The sequence below is a fragment of the Thermoleptolyngbya sp. PKUAC-SCTB121 genome (genome assembly GCF_016919485.1).
Taxonomy (GTDB): Bacteria; Cyanobacteriota; Cyanobacteriia; order Elainellales; family Elainellaceae; genus Thermoleptolyngbya; species Thermoleptolyngbya sichuanensis.
Genome location: NZ_CP070366.1, coordinates 4,527,119 through 4,547,736 on the forward strand (window position 1 = coordinate 4,527,119; position 20,618 = coordinate 4,547,736).

At 56.3% G+C, this 20,618-nt stretch carries 19 protein-coding genes and 1 pseudogene; 5 read left to right on the forward strand and 15 right to left on the reverse strand.

Annotated elements, in window-relative coordinates; genetic code table 11:
- Positions 1 to 480: 480 nt before the first annotated feature.
- Complete coding sequence (locus tag JTM80_RS18545) at positions 481 to 1,923, reverse strand: GAF domain-containing protein (RefSeq protein WP_225906679.1); 1,443 nt, start codon at positions 1,921 to 1,923, stop codon at positions 481 to 483.
- A gap of 224 nt (positions 1,924 to 2,147) precedes the next feature.
- The gene (locus JTM80_RS18550) at positions 2,148 to 4,121 is read right to left on the reverse strand and encodes a PAS domain S-box protein (protein ID WP_225906680.1); all 1,974 of its coding nucleotides are present in this window, start codon (positions 4,119 to 4,121) and stop codon (positions 2,148 to 2,150) included.
- Between the two features lie 573 nt (positions 4,122 to 4,694).
- Between JTM80_RS18550 and JTM80_RS18555 the strand changes: the two genes are divergently transcribed.
- Entirely contained in the window at positions 4,695 to 5,363 is a 669-nt protein-coding gene (locus JTM80_RS18555; RefSeq protein ID WP_172357251.1) for a Uma2 family endonuclease, read from the forward strand.
- A 74-nt stretch (positions 5,364 to 5,437) separates the two neighbouring features.
- Here the strand turns inward: JTM80_RS18555 and JTM80_RS18560 are convergent, their stop codons facing one another.
- The 4 genes from JTM80_RS18560 to JTM80_RS18575 all read right to left on the reverse strand — a co-directional run bounded on the left by JTM80_RS18560 (position 5,438) and on the right by JTM80_RS18575 (position 9,448).
- On the reverse strand, positions 5,438 to 7,531 hold the full coding sequence (locus JTM80_RS18560) for a cation:proton antiporter (protein WP_172357253.1): 2,094 nt from the start codon (positions 7,529 to 7,531) through the stop codon (positions 5,438 to 5,440).
- Positions 7,532 to 7,565: 34 nt separating this feature from the next.
- On the reverse strand, positions 7,566 to 7,946 hold the full coding sequence (crcB, locus tag JTM80_RS18565; RefSeq protein ID WP_225906681.1) for a fluoride efflux transporter CrcB: 381 nt from the start codon (positions 7,944 to 7,946) through the stop codon (positions 7,566 to 7,568).
- Between the two features lie 55 nt (positions 7,947 to 8,001).
- A complete protein-coding gene (crcB, locus tag JTM80_RS18570; RefSeq protein WP_255548812.1) occupies positions 8,002 to 8,463 on the reverse strand; it encodes a fluoride efflux transporter CrcB in 462 nt (153 codons plus the stop codon).
- Positions 8,464 to 8,617: 154 nt separating this feature from the next.
- Complete coding sequence (locus tag JTM80_RS18575; protein WP_228721764.1) at positions 8,618 to 9,448, reverse strand: prohibitin family protein; 831 nt, start codon at positions 9,446 to 9,448, stop codon at positions 8,618 to 8,620.
- Between the two features lie 302 nt (positions 9,449 to 9,750).
- On the opposite strand from JTM80_RS18575, the gene recQ reads away from it, so the two are divergent.
- Positions 9,751 to 12,042, forward strand: coding sequence for a DNA helicase RecQ (recQ, locus tag JTM80_RS18580; protein ID WP_205370047.1), 2,292 nt, complete (start codon positions 9,751 to 9,753; stop codon positions 12,040 to 12,042).
- A gap of 25 nt (positions 12,043 to 12,067) precedes the next feature.
- On the opposite strand, the gene JTM80_RS18585 is transcribed toward recQ, so the two are convergent.
- The 3 genes and pseudogenes from JTM80_RS18585 to JTM80_RS18595 form a co-directional block, all read right to left on the reverse strand.
- The gene (locus JTM80_RS18585; protein ID WP_205370049.1) at positions 12,068 to 12,649 is read right to left on the reverse strand and encodes a Uma2 family endonuclease; all 582 of its coding nucleotides are present in this window, start codon (positions 12,647 to 12,649) and stop codon (positions 12,068 to 12,070) included.
- A 370-nt stretch (positions 12,650 to 13,019) separates the two neighbouring features.
- Entirely contained in the window at positions 13,020 to 13,718 is a 699-nt protein-coding gene (locus JTM80_RS18590) for a pirin family protein (protein WP_172357265.1), read from the reverse strand.
- 145 nt (positions 13,719 to 13,863) lie between these two features.
- A pseudogene (locus JTM80_RS18595) lies at positions 13,864 to 14,101 on the reverse strand (CDGSH iron-sulfur domain-containing protein).
- Between the two features lie 353 nt (positions 14,102 to 14,454).
- Here JTM80_RS18595 and JTM80_RS18600 point away from each other — a divergent pair.
- Complete coding sequence (locus JTM80_RS18600) at positions 14,455 to 14,832, forward strand: helix-turn-helix domain-containing protein (RefSeq protein WP_172357267.1); 378 nt, start codon at positions 14,455 to 14,457, stop codon at positions 14,830 to 14,832.
- Positions 14,833 to 15,207: 375 nt separating this feature from the next.
- Here JTM80_RS18600 and JTM80_RS18605 read toward each other — a convergent pair whose 3' ends face one another.
- Positions 15,208 to 15,459 carry a helix-turn-helix transcriptional regulator gene (locus JTM80_RS18605; protein WP_172357269.1) on the reverse strand — a complete coding sequence of 84 codons (252 nt, stop codon included), beginning with the start codon at positions 15,457 to 15,459 and terminating at the stop codon, positions 15,208 to 15,210.
- 102 nt (positions 15,460 to 15,561) lie between these two features.
- Between JTM80_RS18605 and JTM80_RS18610 the strand changes: the two genes are divergently transcribed.
- Positions 15,562 to 15,798 (forward strand): hypothetical protein, encoded by a 237-nt coding sequence (locus JTM80_RS18610; protein WP_172357271.1) that lies wholly within the window; start codon positions 15,562 to 15,564, stop codon positions 15,796 to 15,798.
- A gap of 68 nt (positions 15,799 to 15,866) precedes the next feature.
- Here the strand turns inward: JTM80_RS18610 and JTM80_RS18615 are convergent, their stop codons facing one another.
- From JTM80_RS18615 to JTM80_RS18635, 5 genes are all read right to left on the reverse strand, one after another.
- Positions 15,867 to 16,430, reverse strand: coding sequence for a Uma2 family endonuclease (locus tag JTM80_RS18615; protein WP_172357273.1), 564 nt, complete (start codon positions 16,428 to 16,430; stop codon positions 15,867 to 15,869).
- 72 nt (positions 16,431 to 16,502) lie between these two features.
- Positions 16,503 to 18,083 carry a tetratricopeptide repeat protein gene (locus JTM80_RS18620; protein ID WP_399367959.1) on the reverse strand — a complete coding sequence of 527 codons (1,581 nt, stop codon included), beginning with the start codon at positions 18,081 to 18,083 and terminating at the stop codon, positions 16,503 to 16,505.
- Entirely contained in the window at positions 17,977 to 18,681 is a 705-nt protein-coding gene (locus JTM80_RS18625; RefSeq protein ID WP_172357275.1) for an NB-ARC domain-containing protein, read from the reverse strand. Before JTM80_RS18625 ends, JTM80_RS18620 begins: the two co-directional genes overlap by 107 nt.
- 26 nt (positions 18,682 to 18,707) lie before the next feature.
- Positions 18,708 to 19,163, reverse strand: coding sequence for a hypothetical protein (locus tag JTM80_RS18630; protein ID WP_172357277.1), 456 nt, complete (start codon positions 19,161 to 19,163; stop codon positions 18,708 to 18,710).
- Positions 19,164 to 19,242: 79 nt separating this feature from the next.
- A complete protein-coding gene (locus JTM80_RS18635; protein WP_205370051.1) occupies positions 19,243 to 19,944 on the reverse strand; it encodes a Uma2 family endonuclease in 702 nt (233 codons plus the stop codon).
- Between the two features lie 349 nt (positions 19,945 to 20,293).
- On the opposite strand from JTM80_RS18635, the gene yidD reads away from it, so the two are divergent.
- Positions 20,294 to 20,515, forward strand: coding sequence for a membrane protein insertion efficiency factor YidD (yidD, locus tag JTM80_RS18640; protein ID WP_205370053.1), 222 nt, complete (start codon positions 20,294 to 20,296; stop codon positions 20,513 to 20,515).
- Positions 20,516 to 20,618: the final 103 nt, after the last annotated feature.

Consider the following 20,618-nt stretch of genomic DNA (forward strand, 5'->3'; position numbering starts at 1 on the left):
GAAGCGCGATTTTTGAAAAGATGCATAAACATGAACTGTGGAGCGTTTAGCAGCGAGGGCAACAGGAATTTATTAAGAAATGGTTTTTTGCTTCTAGTGTTCCAGAATACCCGACAAATCTACGCAAATCTTCATTTCGCTTTTAGCAAAATGAAATCCTTAAGAATTGAAAGATATTGACCTATTCGCCTGACGTAAAACGACTCAGGCTGATTTGTAATGGAAGGATTTGATGGGGCTGTATCTACGAAAAATCAATGGATGGAGCCGATTCCTATGCGTCCTGAATACAGGGCGATTATTACTTGTTTTATCGTTACGTATTTTGGTGATGCTGTGGCTCGGCAACATTGCGATTAGCCATACTTCATCTCATTAAACTTATCGAATGTTCATTGTCGAGAATTTTCTATGCCGAATGGCAGTCTTGCTTCAGTAGAGTTGCTGGCGCGAATATCGCTGCACTCTTCCGCAAAGGTTTTAAATCCAGCCATTGCGCGTGGCCTGATAAATCGCCTGATAGCGAGTCTGCACCTGAAGCTTGGACAGGACGTTGTTGAGGTGAAACTTGATCGTGCTTTCGCTGAGGATCAGCCGATCGGCAATGTCGCGATCGCGCAATCCCTGCACCAGCAGCCCCAAAATTTCGCGCTCTCGCTCCGATAGCCCCTTCAGTTCTTCGCCCAGCGTCGGCGGCCAGGGCCGGTCTTGCAGCACGGTTTCAACAGCCTGACGCAACTGCGTTGGGGTAATGTCTAGGTCAATCCGTCCCAAAACGGCGGCTGGCAGCGTGGGCAACGGCTGAGCCTGGGTTTGCAGCCACAGCACCCGACGGGCTTGGGCTGCGGCGGCTAGGTCGTCAGTGAGGAGCGGCAGATCTGCGCCATCTGCCAGACTTGTAGATGGAACGACGGAGAGTCCAGCCAGGACAGCCAGTTGCGTCAGGGCAAGCTGCACGATAGCACGGGTGCAAACGACGCGCACGGCGGGCCCTGCTGCTGCCCCTGCGTCGGGCAGTTGCAACACCACTTGCAGCACGTTCTGCGATAGGTTGGGCAAGAGTTGCAGCGTGCCCCGCAAACAGGCCGCCGCCAGCGGAAACTCGCCAAACGCTTCTTCACTCCAGTCTTGCAGGCGATGGGCTGCAAAGCTGGGCGGCGCAATCATCGCTTCTAGAATGACCTGGTGCGGCTCGTAGCTGAGGCGGCAGTAGGTGCAAGACAGCCCGTGCAGCACCTCCGCCAGCCGCAAAAACAGACAGGCGATCGCCGGAGACAGCACCCGCTCTGTCCCCACCAAGCTGAGGCGCGTCGGCGGCAGCCACTGGGCAATTTGTTCCGAAAGCAGCGGCGTGGGAGAGCCAGAACGCAGAGCGGCGATCGCCCTTTCTTCCTGCCGCTGCCGCTGCCCCGCATTGATCATCACGGCCAGCGTGGTGCAGAGGCTTTGCAGCACCTCCAAAAACTCTGGCGACAGTGGGCGATGGCTGAAGACCGCCAGCACGCCAATCACGCGATCGCCAATCGCCAGCGGGTAGCCCGCAAAGCCCGTAATCTGGTTGGCGATCGCCCAGTCGCGATCCTTGACCCAGGCTTCATTGGCGAGATTATTGCTCAAAAACGGAATGCGATTTTGGGCGATTTTACCCACCTTAAACGCCCCCAGGGGCACTCGCGCAAAGGAGCCATCCAGCCGGGTATATAATCCCGACGAAGCCACCAGCCGCAAAAACTGCCCGTCCGGTTCCATCAGCCAGATGCGGGCAAACGCACAATCAAACGCCTCCACCAGTCCGTCTGTGGCCCGGCGCACCATTTCTTCTGGCTCTCGACAGTCCCCAAACTGCTGCACCAGCGAACTGACCTGCTGCAAGCCCATCAGCAGGCGCGTTGCATCGACAAAATTGGCAGACGATTCGGACACCGACGTTTCGCAATCGCTCCAAAAAAGGGGGGTACGACCTGAACAGGCTGCTCACCTTCTTCCTATATCAATTATCTATATCATTAGCAATTCTCTATACCATTGAGCCTGCGATCGCCCCGGATGCTCTGTATCACTGGCTACCGTATCCTACTCCTCACCCAAAGGCTGTCGCGCCCCCGATCGAGCCGCCCTTGAACAAAAAAAGAAGGTGGCGATCGCCCTTACTGACTCACCGGAATCTGAATCACCGGAATCTGAATCATAAACTCAGTGCCCTGGCCCACTTCTGAGCAGCAACGTAGCGTACCCTGATGCCGCTCTGTGATGATTTGGTAGCTAATCGAGAGGCCCATGCCCGTCCCCTTGCCGACGGGTTTGGTGGTAAAGAACGGATCGAATAGGCGCTGTTGGACGGCAGCAGACATGCCGATGCCGTTGTCGACAATGCGAATCGCAATCGAACTGGGGCTAACCTGCTCAGTCTGGATCGTGATCATCGGCCCACTGGGAGAGTCTATGGGGCGATCGCCCAAGCTTGGCAGCATGTTTGGGTTCCAGCGGCCGAGCGCGTAGGATTCCTCTAGCGCATCGATGGCATTCGCCAGAATGTTCATAAACACCTGATTCAGTTGACCGGCGTAGCATTCCACCAAAGGTAAGATGCCATAGTGCTTATTGACCTGAATTTCTGGGCGATCGCCCTTGGCCTTCAGGCAATTTTGCAGAATCATCAGCGTGCTGTCGATGCCTTCGTGAATATCCACCGCCTTGCACTCTGCCTCGTCCATGCGGGAAAACGTCCGCAGCGAAGCCACAATCTTCTGAATCCGCTCGGCCCCCACCCGCATCGACGACAGCAGCTTGGGCAAATCTGCGAGTAAGAAATCTAAATCGACGTGCTGAATCTCTTGCTGAACCGCAGGCACCGGGTTGGGATAGTGTTGCTGATAGAGCCAAACCAAGTTCAGCAAATCCTGTATATAGGCGTTGGCATGGGCCAGGTTGCCGTAGATAAAATTCACGGGGTTATTAATCTCATGGGCCACGCCTGCCACCAGTTGCCCCAGGGAAGACATTTTTTCGCTCTGCACCAGTTGCGATTGGGTCCGCTGTAGCTCTTTCAGCGCTGCTTCTAGCTCCTGGGTTCGCTGTCTCAGTTGGGCTTCCGACTGGCGCAGCGCGGCTTCTGACTTCCGACGCTCCGTGATGTCATGCATCGCCACCACTGCGCCAATTTTTTGCCCTGCCGCGTCAAACAGCGGATCGCCGCTGGCTAGAATGTAGCGGGTTTCCTGACCCTGAGCGGCGATCGCCATGCCCGCCTGCCGCACAGACTCGCCCTGAAACGCCCGCAGCAGCGGAATCCGTTCGGTCGCCAGCGGCGTAATGCCATCTGCTTCGTACAGGTCATACAGCGTCGCCCACAGTTCCGGCGGCACCTCTCGCGGGTCGCAGCCATGCCACTCGCGGGCCGCTCGGTTAAACAACTTCAGCCGTCCCTCCGCATCGCAGGCCACCACGCCATCCGATACATTTTCCACGACTACCTGAGTAAATTCCTGCTCTCGCCGGAGTTGCAGCACCGTCGCCTGAAGTTCCAGTGTGCGTTCCCTGACGACTGATTCCAGCGCAGCTTTTGCCTTCCGCAACTGCACCTCAGACTGTTTGCGATCGCGGATATCCACACTCGTAGAGCGGCTCATCACGTAGTTGCCGTCTGCGTCATAGATTGCAGTGCTATTCAATAGCACAGGTAAGATAGAGCCATCGGCACACACCAGGTCAAACTCCACATCTTTCGCTTCGCCCCGCTGCTTAAACTCCTCAAACCCCGCCTTAAAATGGGCAATCCCCTCTGGCGTTAGCAACTGGGTGACATGCATCTTACCCACAACCTGCTCGCGGCGATAGCCCAGCCACGCCAGTTCTGTGTCGTTGATCTGGATAATCATGCCGTCTGGATCGATCGAGTGATAGCCGCAGGGCACTTGATTGTACAAATCGGCAATTTCATTGGCGTATTGCTGGAGGGACGCTTCGACCTGCCGATGGCGTACTTCCGCCTGCCTGAGTTGCTCAACCTCCTGGATGAGGGCACGATTGGCTTGCGTCAGGTGTTGCAGCTTCTGCTCTAGCTCTTGATTCCGCTGCTGCAAGGTTTCCCACTCCGAGGCTTGATAAATTTGTTCAGGCATATTTACCGGTAGATTCACGATCAACGCTAACCAGAACAGGACTTACGCACTTGCGATGAGTTTTTTGAGTTTTGGACGATTTCTCATGGGCTGCACCCGCGAGAAATCGTCCAACTACGTAAGTCCTACAGAAATTGAAATTGGCTTTTAAGTAGATAGACCAGATTAAAAAACAGATCCTGAACCCTGCGCCGCCCGCGCAGCGGGCGGCGCAGGGTCTTTGGGTTTTATATTTATTAATGTCCACCTACTTATGACTGGTTTAAAAATTCCCTATTCGAGGGAATTCTGAACACTGAGGACAGCCCCGGAGTTGCAATTTATACAATCTAAATTTCTCTATACGCTCTCTATATCTCTATAAGCGTCCTTTACTCAAGTGGCGTTGTCCTTGCGCAGTCAGAGATTCTCATTCGCTGCTGCTGGGTTGGCAGTGAATCCTTCCGTCGCGCTAAGAGAGGCGGCTAACCCAAGTTGCTTTGCTAAAATGACCGTAACGTGACTGTAAGATGCTTAAAATGAACGCAAGTTGCGAAGAACCGTAAATTGCAGAGATAGCCTAACCTCTCCAGCATGACGGCGGAACGACTCATCAAAATTCCTCCTTTAGAGAGCGGCGATCGCCTGACCCGTGATGAGTTCGAGCGGCGCTATCGGGCCATGCCCAACCTCAAAAAAGCTGAACTGATTGAAGGAGTGGTTTACGTGGCATCCCCGTTGCGTGCCGAAGCTCACGGCAAGCCGCACGGCGACATCATGGGCTGGCTGTGGACGTATAAAGCTGCTACTCCGGGCATTGAGCTTTACGATAATCCCACGGTGCGCCTAGATGCAGACAACGAACCTCAGCCTGATGCGATATTGCGGCTCAAGGAAGGGGGAGGCTCCTGGATTAATGAAGAGGACTATATCGAAGGTTCCCCCGAATTAGTTGTTGAAGTTGCCGCCAGTAGCGCATCCTACGACTTACACGACAAGCTTCGAGTCTATCGCCGCAATGGGATTCGAGAGTACATGGTCTGGCGCACCTACAGCCAGCAGATTGATTGGTTCTGCCTGGAGGCTGGAGAATATCGATCGCTCGCCGCGAATGCGTCGGGTATTCTGTGCAGTCAGGAGTTTCCGGGCCTGTGGTTAGCAAGCGAAGCCCTGCTCTCTGGCGATCTCAGCTTGGTGCTGCAGGTTCTTCAAGCTGGCATTAGCAGCCCAGAACACCAGGCGTTTTTGAGTGCGCTTCGTTAACACTCAGAACTGACGCAATTGAACTGACGTGACGCAATTGGCGGATGGTTTGCGGGCTGCGTTTGCAGGCGGGTTTAGCTGCTAGGCAGGTTGACGATCGCCATTGAGACGGCGCGATATTGGCGGGCGATCGCCTCTGGAGTCACGCCCAGCGTCGGCTGGCCGAAGGCGTAGGGGGCGTAGGACCGCGTTTCGTGCAGCAGTATCAGCAAATCGTTTGGGTCGAGGATATACGACAGGCTGCGAACGATGTCGCCGTGCAGCGGATAGACCGAATCCTTCAGTTCGCTTTTGAGGGAATCGAGTTGATTAGTGGCGATCGCCTCATCCGACATCGCCAGTCCCAGCACAAAGGTCGCCTTTAGCCCCGTCGCCAGCCCCTTCACCAGCGCCAGCGCGTCGGCAAACTGGGGCGAGGCAAAGTCTTCCGCCGTCACCACCAGCAGCACCCGCTTTACCGTGTTCATCGGCTGCATCAGCCGCGTCACCAAGACAGGAATGCCCGCCCGCCGCACCACGTTGTCGATCACGCTGCCAAACAGGTGGTCGCGGTAGGTGGAAAAGCCCTTCCAGCCGCAGACGATCAGGTTTGCCTCCCGCTCCTGCGCCGTCCGCAAGATGCCCCGATCGATAGAGTCGTCGATCCGTCCAATCGGTTCCACCTCTGCGGCGGCGGCGTTGGCCAGGGTTTCGGCCGCGCCCAATAGCATGGCTTGCTGGCTGCGATCTGCCGCTGTCAGCCAGTCTTGCGAATCGGGCAGGACGTGCAGTGGCAGCAGCGTCCCCTCCGTCGAGCAGACCAAAATCAGCGCCAGTTGCAGCAGGTTTGCTTCGGTATCGGGATTTGCCACAGGCACTAGCACTCGGAGCGGCACAGTTTTCAGTTCTTTTTGCGAATCGGCAACCAGCGTCGAGGCGGGTTCGGTCGCGGTGTCGGAGGCAAGGGGGATGCGATCGCCCCAGCGCGAGGTAATCCACGGCGACGCGATGCAGGTCACCAAAATCATCATGATCGTGCCATTCACGGTCGGCTGATCCACGAGTTCGATATTGTAGGCAACAGTGATCGCCGCCAGGGTGGAAGCCGCCTGCGCCACCGACAGCCCAAACATGACCATCATGCTGGGGGTGCTGAGGCGAAACCACTTGCTCGTCATCCAGGCGGGCAGATACTTCGCCACAATTGCCACGCCCACCATCACCGCCGCCACCGCAATCGACTTGGGTTCCTGAAGTAGAATCAGCGGGTTCACCAACATCCCCACCGAAATCAGAAAAAACGGCACAAACAGGCTGTTGCCGATGAACTGAATCCGATTCATCAGCGGGCTGAACTGGGGGATCAGGGGGGCGATCGCCACGCCCGCCAAAAACGCGCCAATAATCGGCTCAATCTCGATCAGCCGCGCCACGTAGGACACTAAAAACAGCGCCGCCACCACAAAGGTAAATTCGGCCCCTTCGTCGTGTCCAAACCGCTGAAAAAACCAGCGCCCGATGCGCGGCACTCCCCACAGGGTTGCGAAGGTATAGATTGCCAGCGACGGAATCAGAAACAGCCAAAAGCTCAGCGTCAAATCGCCCTGGTGCGCCTTCACCACCACCGCCAGCACCAGCAGCGCCAGCACGTTGGTAATCAGCGTGCCGCCCAGCGTAATGGTGACCGTCTGCGTCCGCATGATGCCTAGCTTGCTAGCAATGGGCAGAGACAGCAGCGTGTGCGACGCGAAGCACGATGCAACCAGGATCGCCGCCAAAAACGAGTAGCCCAACAGCAGCATAGCCACTGTGCCCATCAGCATGGGAATCAGAAACGTGGCCAGTCCGAAGGAAATTGCGCCCCTGGCATTGGTTTTCAAATCATCCAGGCTGGTTTCCAGCCCCGCCATAAACATGAGAAACAGCAGCCCCACCGTGCCCAGCAGGACAATCGTGCTGTCGCGCTCCAAAATGTTCAGCCCGTAGGGCCCCACAATCAGCCCAGCCAAAATCAGCCCCACAATCCCCGGCAGTCGAATCCGCTCAAACACCAGCGGCGACACCAGCATGATGGCGATGATCACCAAAAACACTGCCACTGGGTCGGTAATCGGCCGGAAAATGAACGCCACGAGGGCAGGTTGAAGAACCACAGGCAACCCTTGGATGTGCAAACGTGTCAGCATCATCCTAATCTGCCTGTTGGAATTCTTCACCCTGCTCTTAGGAGGAAATTCCTCTCGTGAGCCAGAGCGCCAGCACGATGCCCAGTTCTACGCACAGAAACCCCGCCAGCGGGCTGCCCAGCCAAAAGAGCAGCGCTGGGGCGATCGCCTTTCGTCGGAACAGGGAATACACATCCAGCGCATATGTGGAAAAGGTCGTATAGGAGCCGAAAAAACCAACCATAAACAGGTGATCCAGATTGGGCAGCGAAAAGCGAATGCGAAACAGCCCCGCTGCCATGCCCATCAGCAGCGACCCAGACAGGTTCACCAGCAGCGTCCCCACCGGAAAGTCCAGCCCAAACCGCCGGGAGCAAAACCGGGTGACGTAGTAGCGGCTCCATGCGCCCAGCACCGCACCCAGAGAAATGAGCAGCACAGTTAGCGGTAGCGAATCTGATCCAGCAGACATGATGAGGGAGGGGTAGTTTGGATCAATCCAGGGTGACAGGCGGGGCGATCGCCCTAGCAACCCACACCCCCAGCAGCAGGCTGCCAAACCCCAGCAAGGTACTCGCGCCCCAATACAGCCCATCGGCTGCCAGTTCTCGCTGATAAGCCAGCCGTGCCAAGTCTAGCTCGTAGCTGGAAAAGGTAGTGTAGGAGCCGAGAAACCCCGTCGTTAGCATGAGCTGGAGTTCGGGCGCATGACCCAGCACCCGCTGGCCAAACAGCGTCGCCAATAGCCCCATGCCAAAACAGCCCGTCAGGTTTATCAGCAGCGTGCCGATGGGCAAGTCAGAGCCGACCCAGTGGGAAATCCAACTGCTGAGGAAATGGCGGCTGAGGGCACCCAGGATAGCACCCAGGGCGATCGCCATTGGGGTTCGGAAAGCGGGATTTTGCAGCATGGGTTTGCAGAAGGAGAGAGGGGCGATCGCCCTAGCGCGAGTCACTCACGAGTCACTCACAAGCCACTCACAAGCCACTGAGTACCAGTCGCAGTACAAATCGCCTGGCAAAAGCAATCACGAAGCATCATAGATCTTTGCCACTCGTTTGTGCTGTTTGGACTCGCCGCTTACCCTCACGGATGCCTTGCGGCCGAGTTTATCGAGCGCCCTTCGAGGACATTGGCTCTGTAGCTGACTCCGCATCCGGCTCTCCCAGATTAAACAAAAAGGGCACACTCCCAGCATCCTTGCCCATCACCAGCACGCGAGGCATCTGAGCGCCTCCCTCGCGCCACGCCTCGATCGCCTCCTTTTGCAGCACCAGTTGCCCGCCTGCGCTTTTCAGCGTTTCTGCCAATAGCCGCTGGGCCTCTGCCTTGCCCTTGGCGCGGTTGATTTCTGCCTGGGCCTCTTGCTGTGCCTGTTGGGCAATGTAAACCGCCCGCTGGGCCTGCTGTTCGGCAATTTGCTTGTCTTCCACTGCATGGGCAAATTCATCGGAAAACTTCACATCCACCACGCTGGTATCCAGCAGCACAATGCCATATTTCTCTAGCCGCTGGCTGAGGGCGATGTCAAAATCCTGCCTCAACTCCTCTCGCTGGGTAATGGACTCTTCGGCCGTGCGGCGGGCAGCGGCGATTTTGAAGGCTTCCTGGGTTTGGGGCGCAATCACCTTGGACACAATGTTGGCCAGCGTGCCCTGCTTGCGGCGAATCTCTACAATTCGCATGGGGTCAAGCCGGAAGTTAATCGCAAAACTGGCGGAAAGGTACTGCAAATCCTTGGTGGAACTTTGGGCAGGCACCTCAAACTTTTGCACCGTGACATCGTAAATATCCACCTGGGACACGAACGGCGGCTTTAGGTGAATGCCCTCTAGCAGTGTGCCGTCCTGGGCCTTGCCGAGAATGCTTAGCACGCCGGCCTGACCGGGATTAATCACCACAAAGGAATTGAATGCCAAAAAGAGGGCGATCGCCCCCATAATCAGCAGTCCCCGAAACGCATTGTCTGTTATCGATTTCATGAGTCCCTATACGCTCCAAAACGCTCTTATACTCTGCTTTCAATATGCGCCAGACAGATTCCAGATTTTGCAGAGGTCAAAGGCGGCGAGCCAAGACAAGTGACAGAGTGTTCTAATGTCACCCTACTTAAATCGTCTTGCATCCAGAGCAAAGGACAGCTAGCTAGTTTGGGTACTCTGGAAGAGATGCAGCAAACCGTCCGAGACGGCTGATCTTGCATCCCCCATCATTCCCTCGTCCAAAACTCCCATCACTCTCCATGCCCACCCCCGAAGAAGCCCTCAAATTCTACTTCGGTTATGATGCCTTTCGCCCCGGACAGCGGGAGATCGTCGAAGCGGCGATCGCCCAGCGGGATCAGCTTGTAATCATGCCCACAGGCGGCGGCAAGTCGATTTGCTACCAGCTTCCGGCGCTGCTGATGGACGGGGTGACGATCGTCGTGTCGCCGCTGATTGCGCTGATGCAGGATCAGGTGCAGGCATTGCAGGACAACGGCATTGGGGCGGCGTTTTTGAATAGCAGCCTGGGGCCGACGGAGCTGCGATCGACGGAACAGGCCGTGCTGGCGGGCCAGATCAAGCTGCTGTATGTCGCGCCAGAGCGACTGATGGGCGATCGCTTTTTGCCGTTTTTGGAACGCATCGATGCCGAAGTGGGCATTGCCGCCTTTGCCATCGACGAAGCCCACTGCCTGTCGGAATGGGGGCATGACTTTCGTCCTGAATATCGCCAGCTCAAAACCCTGCGCCAGCGCTATCCCGCCGTGCCCATGACAGCGCTGACGGCCACCGCCACCCACCGCGTCCAGGAAGATATCGTTGCTCAGCTTGCCCTGCGCGACCCGCGCATCCACATCGCCAGCTTCAACCGCACGAACCTGTATTACGAAGTGCGTCCCAAGCAGCGCGATGTGTATCGCCACCTGCTGCAACTAATTCGCCAAGCCCCCGGCGCTGGCATTGTCTATTGCCTCAGCCGCAAAAAAGTAGACGAACTCGCCTTCCGACTCCAGCAAGACGGCATTGAGGCGCTGCCCTATCATGCGGGACTGGAGGACGAAACCCGCGCTGTGAATCAAACGCGCTTTATTCGCGACGACGTGCGCGTGATGGTGGCGACGGTCGCCTTTGGCATGGGCATCAACAAGCCCGACGTGCGGTTTGTGATTCACTATGACCTGCCGCGCAGCCTGGAAAACTACTATCAGGAGGCAGGGCGGGCCGGGCGCGATGGCGATCCGGCAAAATGCACGCTGTTCTTCGGCTATGGCGATTTGAACACGGTCGAGTTTCTGATTGCCCAGAAGGTCGATCCAACGACCGGAGCGCCGCTAGAAGACGAGCAGCGCATCGCCCGCCAGCAGTTGCGCCGCGTGGTGGACTATGCCGAAGGGACAGAGTGCCGCCGCAAGATTCAGTTGGCCTACTTTGGCGAAAGCTTTGCAGGGCAGTGCGGCAACTGCGACAACTGCCTGCATCCGCGCCCCGTGGAAGACTGGACCATCGACGCGCAAAAGTTGCTGTCCTGTATTGCCCGCTGCAAAGAGCGTTTTGGCATGAACCACATCATCGACGTGCTGCGCGGCTCTCGCAGCCCAAAAGTGCTACAACATGGGCACGATCAGCTTTCCACCTACGGCATTGGCAAAGACCGCAGCGCCGAAGCCTGGAAACATCTGGGGCGATCGCTCTTGCACCAAGGCTTGATGGACGAAACCACCGATGGCTATTCCATCCCCAAGCTGAATGCCCAAAGTTGGGAGGTGATGCGGGGTCAGCGGACGGTGATGATTGCCCTGCCTGCGCGATCGCTCGATGAACCTGCCCCCGTGGGCGATCGCTTCTTGAAACAAACCGGGCCCAAAGCCGACAGCCTGTTTGAGCGCCTGCGCCAGTTGCGAAAGCGCCTCGCCGACGCGCAAAACGTTCCGCCCTACGTGGTCTTTTCTGATGTCAGCCTGCGGCAAATGGCGGAGAAACAGCCGCACACGCTGCGTGAGTTTGCGCGGATCTCTGGCGTGGGCAGCCGCAAGCTAGAGCAATACGGTGAAACGTTCGTTACCGAAATCCGCGACTTTTGCACAGAGAATGACATTCCCCTGCGATCGCCCAGTCTGGGAACCATCCCCAGCAATTCCGATGATGATTCATTTGATCCTACACTCGCCTATGCCAAACCACCGCGCGATCGTAGTGAATCTCGTTCGGCGCTGCGTCTTAAATCTGTGTCTCGCACTGTGTTCTATACGCTAGAACTGCATCAGCAGGGCTTGTCACCCGCAGAGATTGCCGAAAAGCGCGGCTGCGGCATCCATACGATTTACAACCACCTGGATAAGTTATTAGAAGCGGGGCAGGCGGTGGATCTGGGAAAGCTGGTAGAGGGCGATCGCCAGGCAAAAATTGAACGGGCGATCGAAGCGGTAGGCACTGCGTCGCTCAAGGCGATCTACGAACACATCCAAAACACGCTGGGCGAAACGATTGACTACGACTCTATTCGCCTCGTCCGTGCCAAATGGCGACATACCAATCGCCCAGATAGCTAGAAAACAGCGAACATTTAGCCTCTATTTAACTTTCAGAAAACTCAATATTTTCGTAGAGATCTGCAATTTGAATTTGCAAGTCCAATGTGCGAAGTGAAAGGTTAAATTCTGGATCTTTATATTCAGAAAAAAGCCACTGATTTTCTGCAACTTTTACATGATGCTCAACGTGGATTTCATCCTGATCAATGAGCAGGTATTCCTGAAAGCTAGAGATAGTACGATAAGCCGCAAACTTATCACTCCGGTCATAGCTGCGGGTTGATTTGGACAACACCTCAGCAATAAAACAGGGGTTCATCACCGTGTCTTTTCGCCCAGCTTGCAACTCTAGCGGCTTTGGCAACACCATCACATCAGGATACGTGTAGAGACTTGCACCAGGAATCCAGAGCTGCTGATCAGCATAGAAGATCCGATAGTCTTTTCCTTTGAGGGCAGATTTAAGCAGAATATATAAGTTTCCTGCGATGTCATTGTGGTTTGGGGTGCCGCCCATCATCGGAACAATTTCTCCATCGCGATATTCGTTGCGGGTTTCCGACGCAACTTCAAGCTCCAAATATTCTTCAGCGGTATAGCGTTTTGTCTCAGTTTGAGCCATCATGACAGGCTTACCTCCAAGATTTGAAATGGTTAGTTACCAGAAGCATCTGATAGACAATGCCAAATGGTACGAGACGGTGCGCCAGATGGGCTGAAAATTGGGTGTTGGCTGCCCTAAGTGTAGGTATTGGCTGCCCCAAGTGTAACAGTGAGAGCGTGATCAAATGGAGCAAAGGGCGATCGCCCAGGTGCGGGTGCTTGCAGAAAAGGGCGATCGCCTTAATGGATGGCGATCGCCCGACACTCGTTTCCCAGAAATCACGGCTCACCTGGCCGATCTGCTGGGTCAAGGGCAATTTCGCAGATCGGCAGCAGCAGGGAAGAGACAGGCGGGAGATCGAGAATCGATGCGACCTCCCGCTTCTCTGGATCTACGCCAAGTCAAACAGCAGCACTTCCGCATCGCTGATGGCTTGCACCTCCAGCAGCGTTTCGTCGCTGATGGCCGCGCCGTCGCCCGCTTCCAGCGACACCCCGTTGAGGCTGATCTTGCCCTGCGCCACCTGCACCCAGGCATAGCGGCCAGGACGCAATTCGAGCGATCGCCCTTCACCGGCCTTCAGCACCGTGGCATACAGTTCCACATCCTGATTAATTTGCACCGCGCCATCGGCCCCCGTGCGGCTGGCAATACGTCGCCACTGCCCCTGCTTGGCCTCAGTGGGAAACACCTTCTCTTCGTAATTGGGCGTTAATCCTGCTTCCTCTGGCAAAATCCAGATTTGCAGAAAATGCACGCCCTCCGTTTGCGACGGGTTGAATTCGCTGTGGGCAATGCCCGTACCCGCCGTAATTTTTTGCACTTCGCCCGCGCCAATCGTGGCGGCGTTGCCCATGCTGTCTTTGTGCGCCAGCGACCCCGACAACACGTAGGAAATAATTTCCATGTCGCGGTGCGGATGCGTGCCAAAGCCGCGACCCGGCGCAACCCGGTCTTCATTGATCACGCGCAGGGCGCGAAAGCCCATGTGGTCAGGGTCATAGTAGTTGGCAAAGGAAAACGTATGGTAGCTATCCAGCCAGCCGTGGTTGGCGTGACCGCGCTCTTGAGACGGACGGACAGTAATCATGGAGAGTCTCCTTGAGTGAAAACTAGTGAAAACTTGAGTACAAAATGTGGATAAGCAGTCGAGTAAGAAAGACGAAATGGCGGGGTATCGGCGCGATAGGTTGGTAGCGCGGCTCTGCTCCAAAGCCCCATCACGCCAGCCCTCATCACTTCAACCCGGCGTGCGACCCATCGCAGAAGGGTTCATTACCCGTGCTTGCAGAGGCAGAACGCCACTTTCTGGGTTTCGGTGATTTCAAAGGCAAGGGGCGTAAAGTCCGTGCCCTGGTGGGAACCGTCGCAAAACGGCTGCCCCTGCGATCGCCCACAGCGACACCAGTAGTAGGTGCCCGGTTCTAGCTCCATTACCACGGGTTTCGTATCTGCAATTACGGGTTCGCTCATTGGTGTTCTCCCTATGTACGAGCTATGTACGAGCTATGTACGAGTTGACCTGTGTATGTTGACCTGACCCATGTACGGATCAACTGGCGTGCTAGTCGGCGCTCGTGTGTTCTCAAAGTGCTTGCGAAACGTTCGAGCAGACTTGAATCAAGGTGTTGAGCGGTTTAAACTCAAAGTCGTACTCGGAACTACTTTGAGTTTATAGTAGATACAATAGGTTTGGGAAGTATGCACTTTTTGGTAAGGTACTTCCCAAAAGGAAACTATGAGAGACTGAAGGTATGGCTATAGAAGGTATGGCCATAGAAAATATGGCTATAGAAAATATCCCTGCATTGGAACCTCGTTAGGCAATGTCACTCCAAAACGCCGATCCCAAAACCCTGCAACCTGCCCCTTCGCCCAGCGGACTGGAGCGCCCAAGCTGCGCGGTAGAAACCACCATCGCCATCATCGGCGGTCGTTGGAAGGTGCTGATCTTGCGGGAACTGCTGGGCGGCGTGAAGCGGTTTAATGAACTGCATCGATCGCTCACGGGCATTACCCAAAAGATGCTGACGCAGCAACTCCGCGAAATGGAAGACGACGGCATCGTGCATCGCGAGGTCTATCAGCAGGTGCCGCCCAAGGTGGAATATTCCCTTACGCCGCTGGGACAAAGCCTGGAGCCGATCCTGGCGATCATGCACGAATGGGGAGAGCGATATTTGGCAGAGCAGGGAGAGCGATAGAGTTGGGGATTTTGGATTTTGGATTGGGGAGTTTGGATTTGGAAGGCTACCGTTTGCCTACAAGAATTTGAGTGGCGGTGACGCGAAGCTCTGGAAAGGGAGGCGATTGAATCAAATCATTTCCTTGATATTCCGCCACGTCGTAGAGTTGCTCCAGCGCATCCGCCAACTATTTTGGGTCAAATTTGGGTCAAAAATCGCTGAACCCGGAGCCTCATTAGGGGCGATCGCACTGCTTGCTCAGACACCTACCCAACCCACCCAGCCCCATTGACGCTTCTCCCTCCTCCCTCTTCGTTCTTCCCTCTTCCCTCCTCCCTCTTCGTTCTTCCCTCTTCCCTCTTCGTTCTTCGTTCTTCCCTCTTCCCTCTTCCCCTATCCCTCTCCCCCCGCCTCGTCTTCCAAAATATCGCCCAGATAAAGCTGCACAAAAGCCCGCGCCGCGTCTGGGTTCAACTGCTTCAGCGCTTTGGTAATTTCAACAATCGTCTCGGAGCTAGGTTCTCGCTGGTCACGCACCCACTTAAACACCGCAGAGCGATCGATTTCCAGCATCACAGCAAGCCGATTTTGGCTGATGCGATAGGTTTCTAAAACTTCCTTGAGTGCTTGGTTTGCCCGTCCCATGCCCCAATCCTGTCAGAGGATGGGTGAGCCGTAAATGTTGTCTCTATAGACTACATCTGATAAATTTGATGTTGTCTCTGTAGACCACATTTGGCAAAAAATATGGCAAAAGAATGTTTCTCCAATAGCGCTGAGTCCCAGGTTCCCGCCGCGCCGCCGGAGAATCCTGAGCGGGAACCCGTGAAGATTATGGTGGTGGGTTCGCGCTGGGCGGTGCTGCTGATCATCCACACGCTGCATCGGCTGGGGTTCGCGCCAGCGGGCGAGTGGAGCAAGCTGCAAGTGGAACCCGCCACGCGCCAGTGGATGAGCGTGTTGACCAAGTGGCTACGGCGCTAGCCGAGTTTGGATTTTGGCTTGGCGAGTTTGGATTTTGGCTTGCGGAGCGAAACCCCATTCCTGCTGGGCTAGAAAAGCTGACTCACCAGACAGCGAAAACCGGGCAAGACCGGGCTGGTCAATTCATCCTGCGGATACAGCGTTGCCACCAGCTTCAGCACCGCATTCTCCCGGCGATACACTTCGACCCGTTGGGTCTGAACATTCACAATCCAGTATTCCAGCACCCCCCGCACTGAATACAACTTCAGCTTGGCTTCCCGGTCACGCTGTTCATTCGTCTTCCCCGGCGACAGCACCTCCACCACCAGTTCGGGAGCCGCCGTCAGATGCCCTGCCTCATCCAGCAATTGCGCCAGCCGCTCATGGCTCGCCCATACCACATCGGGAATCACCGCGTCCGATTCCGAAAACACAATCCCAGGGTTAATTGCGGCTTGCCCCAGCCCGCTCTGATCCGACCAGAGCTTTAGTACCGTCCCAATGTTGACACAAACCGCTTGATGTTTCCAATCGGGCGCTTGGGTCACAAACAACTCCCCATCAATGATTTCGTAGCGATTGGCCCGATCGCCCTCAAAGAGTGCCAGATCAGCCGTTGTCCAGCGGACGGAATGGGTGGTGGACTGCATAAAACCCTCGCTATGCGTGTTTTGATTCTACGGTATCCGCCCAAGTCCCTTGAGTCGGCCCAAGCAGCCGGGTCAGCCCGCGTTACGCTCAGCTTGCACCTGAGTCAGTAGCGCCTGGGTGAGGGGATGATCGGACAACTCGCCCGCCCGCCCCGCCTGCACTGCCGCGAGCAAAAACCCTACAAAATTTTGCCAAACCGTTTGCGATCTGGGATGCTCTTGCCCCAACTGGCTGACCAAAATCAACAGCGCCCTCAAATACAAGGGTTCTGCCTCGCTGTAGCGTCCCATTGATTCATACAACGCCGCCAAATTGTTCAAGCTGGTGGCGGTGGCGGGATGGTCTTTGCCCAACTGCGCTTCTCGGATGGCGAGCGATCGCCCATACAACGGTTCCGCCTCACTGTAGCGTCCCATTGATTCATACAACGCCGCCAAATTGTTCAAACTCGTCGCCGTGTCGGGATGGTCTGCGCCGAGCTGCGCTTCGCGGATGGCGAGCGATCGCCCATACAACGGTTCCGCCTCACTGTAGCGTCCCATTGATTCATACAACGCCGCCAAATTGTTCAAACTCGTCGCCGTGTCGGGATGGTCTGCGCCGAGCTGCGCTTCTCGGATTTCGAGCGATCGCCCATACAACGGTTCCGCCTCACTGTAGCGTCCCATTGCACGATACAACCCCGCCAAATTGTTCAAACTCGTCGCCGTGTCGGGATGGTCTGCGCCGAGCTGCGCTTCTCGGATTTCGAGCGATCGCCCATACAACGGTTCCGCCTCACTGTAGCGTCCCATTGATTCATACAACGCCGCCAAATTGTTCAAACTCGTCGCCGTGGAGGGATGGTCTGCGCCCAGGCGCTCTTCCACCTGTTTCTTACATCGCTCCGCCCAGCGAACGCCTTCAGAATACAAGCCCTGTCCGTAGTAGAACGCTGCCAACCCGTTGGCAGGGAAAAGCACCGCCTCATCGCTGACTGCCGCCATCTGGTGATGCACCACTTCCACCAGATGCGGTATTACTGGCGCAAAGCCCAAATAGGTTGCCTGTGAGTCCATCCAGGGAATCTGCTGAGCAACTTGCACCAGCACCGCGCAGTGGGCACGGGTCAGGTCGTCGGCATCGGTCGCCTGCTCTCGCTTTGCCGCAAAAAACTCGCGGATTAGGCTGTGCAGTTGATAGCTGCCGTCGCCCACGCGGTTCAGCAGGTTGCGGTTTATCAGCGTATCGCGGTCGTCTTCCAGGTCTTCAGCATCCGCTTCGGGCTGCCCGGCTTTCACCAGTGCCCAAGGAATCGGGGCCAGCGCAAACAGGCTCAGTCGTTCTCCCAGTTGCCGCTGTGTTTCCGTTAGGTCGTTCCAGCTTAGTTCAAAGGCGGCGGCCACGCTCTCGTGGGTGGCAGTCATCGCCTCTTGGCGAGACAGCGCTCGCGCCGCCAGCTTCTGCTGCTCCAGCCGCCGCAACAGTTCCGCCAGCGTTAGGTCTGGCTTGCTGGCCAAATATCGCCCCACCAGTTCCAGCCCCAGGGGCAAATAGCCCAGCCATTCACAGAGCAGTTTTGCGTCTGCGATCTGGCTGTCGATGCGGCTGGCTCCCGCCAAGTCGCGCAACACCTCCAGCGCCGCCGCTGCCGCCAACACCCCCAGCGGCACGGTGCAAAAGCTGGCTCCCAGGTTTTGGCGCGTCGTCACCAGCACCCGAAAGCGTGGGTCGGTGGGCAGGTAGGGTTTTGGCCTCGTAGTCCTCCACCCGCTGATAGGCCACATCATCCACCACCACCAGCACCTCGCCCTCGCGCCAGTGCCGCCAGCAATAGCCCACCTGTGCGGCCAGGTCGTCTAGACCGTCAGGCAGACTCAGCCCCAGTTGTGCCTGAAAGTATTGCGTAATCTGAATGCCAAGCTCCTGCTCTCGCGCCCCCAGCCAGCACACGCCGCCCGGATACGCGCCCTCCCGCAGCTTCGCCGTGGCATATTGCAGCGCTAGCTCCGTCTTGCCAACGCCGCCCATGCCGTGCAGCGCGGTGATGGCGACTCGCTCTGTCTGCTGCAAGGCGGCGTGCAGCCTGGCCCAGTCGTCTTCCCGGCCCCGAAAGCTTTGGCTGGGATGCTGCGGCAGGTTGCTGGGAATTCCAGTCGGCGAGGGCGGTGGCAGCGGTGGATAGATTTCGATATCACCAATGTAGACCGTGCCGCCCTTGACCTCGACTTGAAAGCCCTTGCCCTGGTCGTGAATGTGCTGGTCGCTCATAGAGACTTGGTTGAGTCGGGGTTGAGTCAGGAGTTTGCGGGCGGTTGGCTTTGGTGAATGGTGATGTCGCCGATGTAGGCCGTGCCGCCTTCGACTTTGGTTTGCCAGCCCTTGGCATGGTCGCCGATGATGTTTTGGGTCATGTGGCTCTGGTCAAGCAGCTTGCCGGCGTTGATTTCCTGGGCCAAAAGCCGAATCTCGTTGGCAAACTGCGGGTCGTCGTCCATCGCCACCTGAAGATAGGCCGCAATTTGATTCACCTGCTCCGCTGTGATGTTGCGGGTCTTTTCAACGGCGGCTTTGATCTCCTCCACGCGGGGTCGTCCGCGCAGTTTGGCCCAAATGCGCTTTAACAGATCATCCATGCGGGCGATCGCCATTTCGGAAAACTTCTCCGCCAGTTTTCCCGCACTCGTTTCCATAAACTTTTGGAAAGCAAGAGAGGCGATCGCACTGGCTGTCAGTGTTGCCGGGTCAACCATTTTTTCTATCCAGACTGAATGCGCTAACTCCGTTCTAACCCAAAAGTTTCGGAGATTCGAGCATTTCTTTTCCGCCGCCCTAAACCTGCGACGGGTCAATCCCCAATTCCCACAGCTTTGCTGCCAGACGCTCTGCCCGCTGGCGTTCCTGCTCCTCTGCCTCTTCTGCCGACAGGATCAGCGCTCCGTCGGGCGTGAAAAAGCGCAGCCGCTGGTGAGCAATGCCCAGGTATAGCCCCAGTTGCTCACTCCAGAGCTTGCCGTCTGTAGGTTCGATGGGCTGGTAGGTTCCGCCGATCAGCCGAAAGCCGGACAGTTCAAGCGTGTTGGGGTCGAGCCAAAAGTATTCGGGCGTGCGGAATGTGTTTTGGTAAAGCTCCTTTTTTGCGCCCTTATCGACGGCGGCGGTGCTTTTGGAGAGGATTTCTACAATCACGTTGGGGTATTTGCCGTCCTCCGCCCACACCACCCAGCTTTTGCGCTCTTTTAGCTCCGTGTCCAGCACCACAAAAAAGTCGGGCCCTCGAAAGTCGCGGGTGATGATCTTGTCCTCGCTGTAGTAGATAGTCAGGTTGCCCGTGACGTAGAAATCGGTGCGGTCGGCCCAATAGCGCTTCAGCAGGCGAATCAGCAGGTCAATCTGGTCGCGATGAAAGTCAGATTCCAAAGGGGGTTCGTCGCTCCATAAATCGGTGGGGGGCAGGCTGATATCTAGCTCTTCTGCCAGGGCTGCCAAGTCTTCTGGAGGAATGGCGGATTGGGGCGAGGCAGAGATAGTCATTGCAAAGTCCACCGAATCGATTGGGTCATCCAACGTCTTGGATTCAAAGTCCTGTATCCAAAGTCCCAAACCTTGAAGCCGCTTGGGGTGTATCCCACTTTTGTAACCCTCACCCTAAATGCCTCTCCCAAAGCGGGAGAGGGACTTCCAATCCGGCTCCCCTTCTCCCTTTTTGGGAGAAGGGGCTGGGGGATGAGGGCAAACTTGCATACTTGCATAATTGAGATGCGCCCAGCCGCTTGTGAATACCTTTATTTATGCTTAGTGTATACCCTCAGCTTTTCGGAGCAGAGGACGACTCCCCTTCTCCTGACTGGTCTTCTCTTGACTGGATAGCAGTTCCATCACCATGAAAGTCCTCCTCCTCGGACTCATCCACTCCTACCGCATCCTGATCTCGCCGCTGTTTCCGCCAAGCTGCCGCTTTCAGCCCACCTGCTCGCAATATGGACTGGAGGCGATCGCCCGCTACGGCTCCATCAAAGGCGGCTGGCTAACGGCAAAGCGCATCGCCCGCTGCCACCCCTGGAGCGAAGGCGGCTATGATCCGGTGCCGACGGAGGAAAAGTGACAAATGGAAAAAAGAAGAACGAAGAACGAAAAACGAAAATTCTTAAGCATCTCTCAAACCTGTCCTAAACCCTCTTCCCTCTTCCTTTTTTCGTTCTTCCCTC

What these genes read in the sequence shown, in the direction of transcription:
- JTM80_RS18600 (WP_172357267.1), top strand. Translation starts at nt 14,455, where the DNA reads ATGTCACTCCAAAACGCCGATCCCAAAACCCTGCAACCTGCCCCTTCG.
- JTM80_RS18605 (WP_172357269.1), bottom strand. Translation starts at nt 15,459, where the DNA reads ATGGGACGGGCAAACCAAGCACTCAAGGAAGTTTTAGAAACCTATCGC.
- JTM80_RS18610 (WP_172357271.1), top strand. Translation starts at nt 15,562, where the DNA reads ATGGCAAAAGAATGTTTCTCCAATAGCGCTGAGTCCCAGGTTCCCGCC.
- JTM80_RS18585 (WP_205370049.1), bottom strand. Translation starts at nt 12,649, where the DNA reads ATGATGGCTCAAACTGAGACAAAACGCTATACCGCTGAAGAATATTTG.
- recQ (WP_205370047.1), top strand. Translation starts at nt 9,751, where the DNA reads ATGCCCACCCCCGAAGAAGCCCTCAAATTCTACTTCGGTTATGATGCC.
- JTM80_RS18615 (WP_172357273.1), bottom strand. Translation starts at nt 16,430, where the DNA reads ATGCAGTCCACCACCCATTCCGTCCGCTGGACAACGGCTGATCTGGCA.
- JTM80_RS18575 (WP_228721764.1), bottom strand. Translation starts at nt 9,448, where the DNA reads ATGGGGGCGATCGCCCTCTTTTTGGCATTCAATTCCTTTGTGGTGATT.
- JTM80_RS18555 (WP_172357251.1), top strand. Translation starts at nt 4,695, where the DNA reads ATGACGGCGGAACGACTCATCAAAATTCCTCCTTTAGAGAGCGGCGAT.
- JTM80_RS18550 (WP_225906680.1), bottom strand. Translation starts at nt 4,121, where the DNA reads ATGCCTGAACAAATTTATCAAGCCTCGGAGTGGGAAACCTTGCAGCAG.
- yidD (WP_205370053.1), top strand. Translation starts at nt 20,294, where the DNA reads ATGAAAGTCCTCCTCCTCGGACTCATCCACTCCTACCGCATCCTGATC.
- JTM80_RS18635 (WP_205370051.1), bottom strand. Translation starts at nt 19,944, where the DNA reads ATGACTATCTCTGCCTCGCCCCAATCCGCCATTCCTCCAGAAGACTTG.
- JTM80_RS18560 (WP_172357253.1), bottom strand. Translation starts at nt 7,531, where the DNA reads ATGATGCTGACACGTTTGCACATCCAAGGGTTGCCTGTGGTTCTTCAA.
- JTM80_RS18590 (WP_172357265.1), bottom strand. Translation starts at nt 13,718, where the DNA reads ATGATTACTGTCCGTCCGTCTCAAGAGCGCGGTCACGCCAACCACGGC.
- JTM80_RS18625 (WP_172357275.1), bottom strand. Translation starts at nt 18,681, where the DNA reads ATGAGCGACCAGCACATTCACGACCAGGGCAAGGGCTTTCAAGTCGAG.
- JTM80_RS18630 (WP_172357277.1), bottom strand. Translation starts at nt 19,163, where the DNA reads ATGGTTGACCCGGCAACACTGACAGCCAGTGCGATCGCCTCTCTTGCT.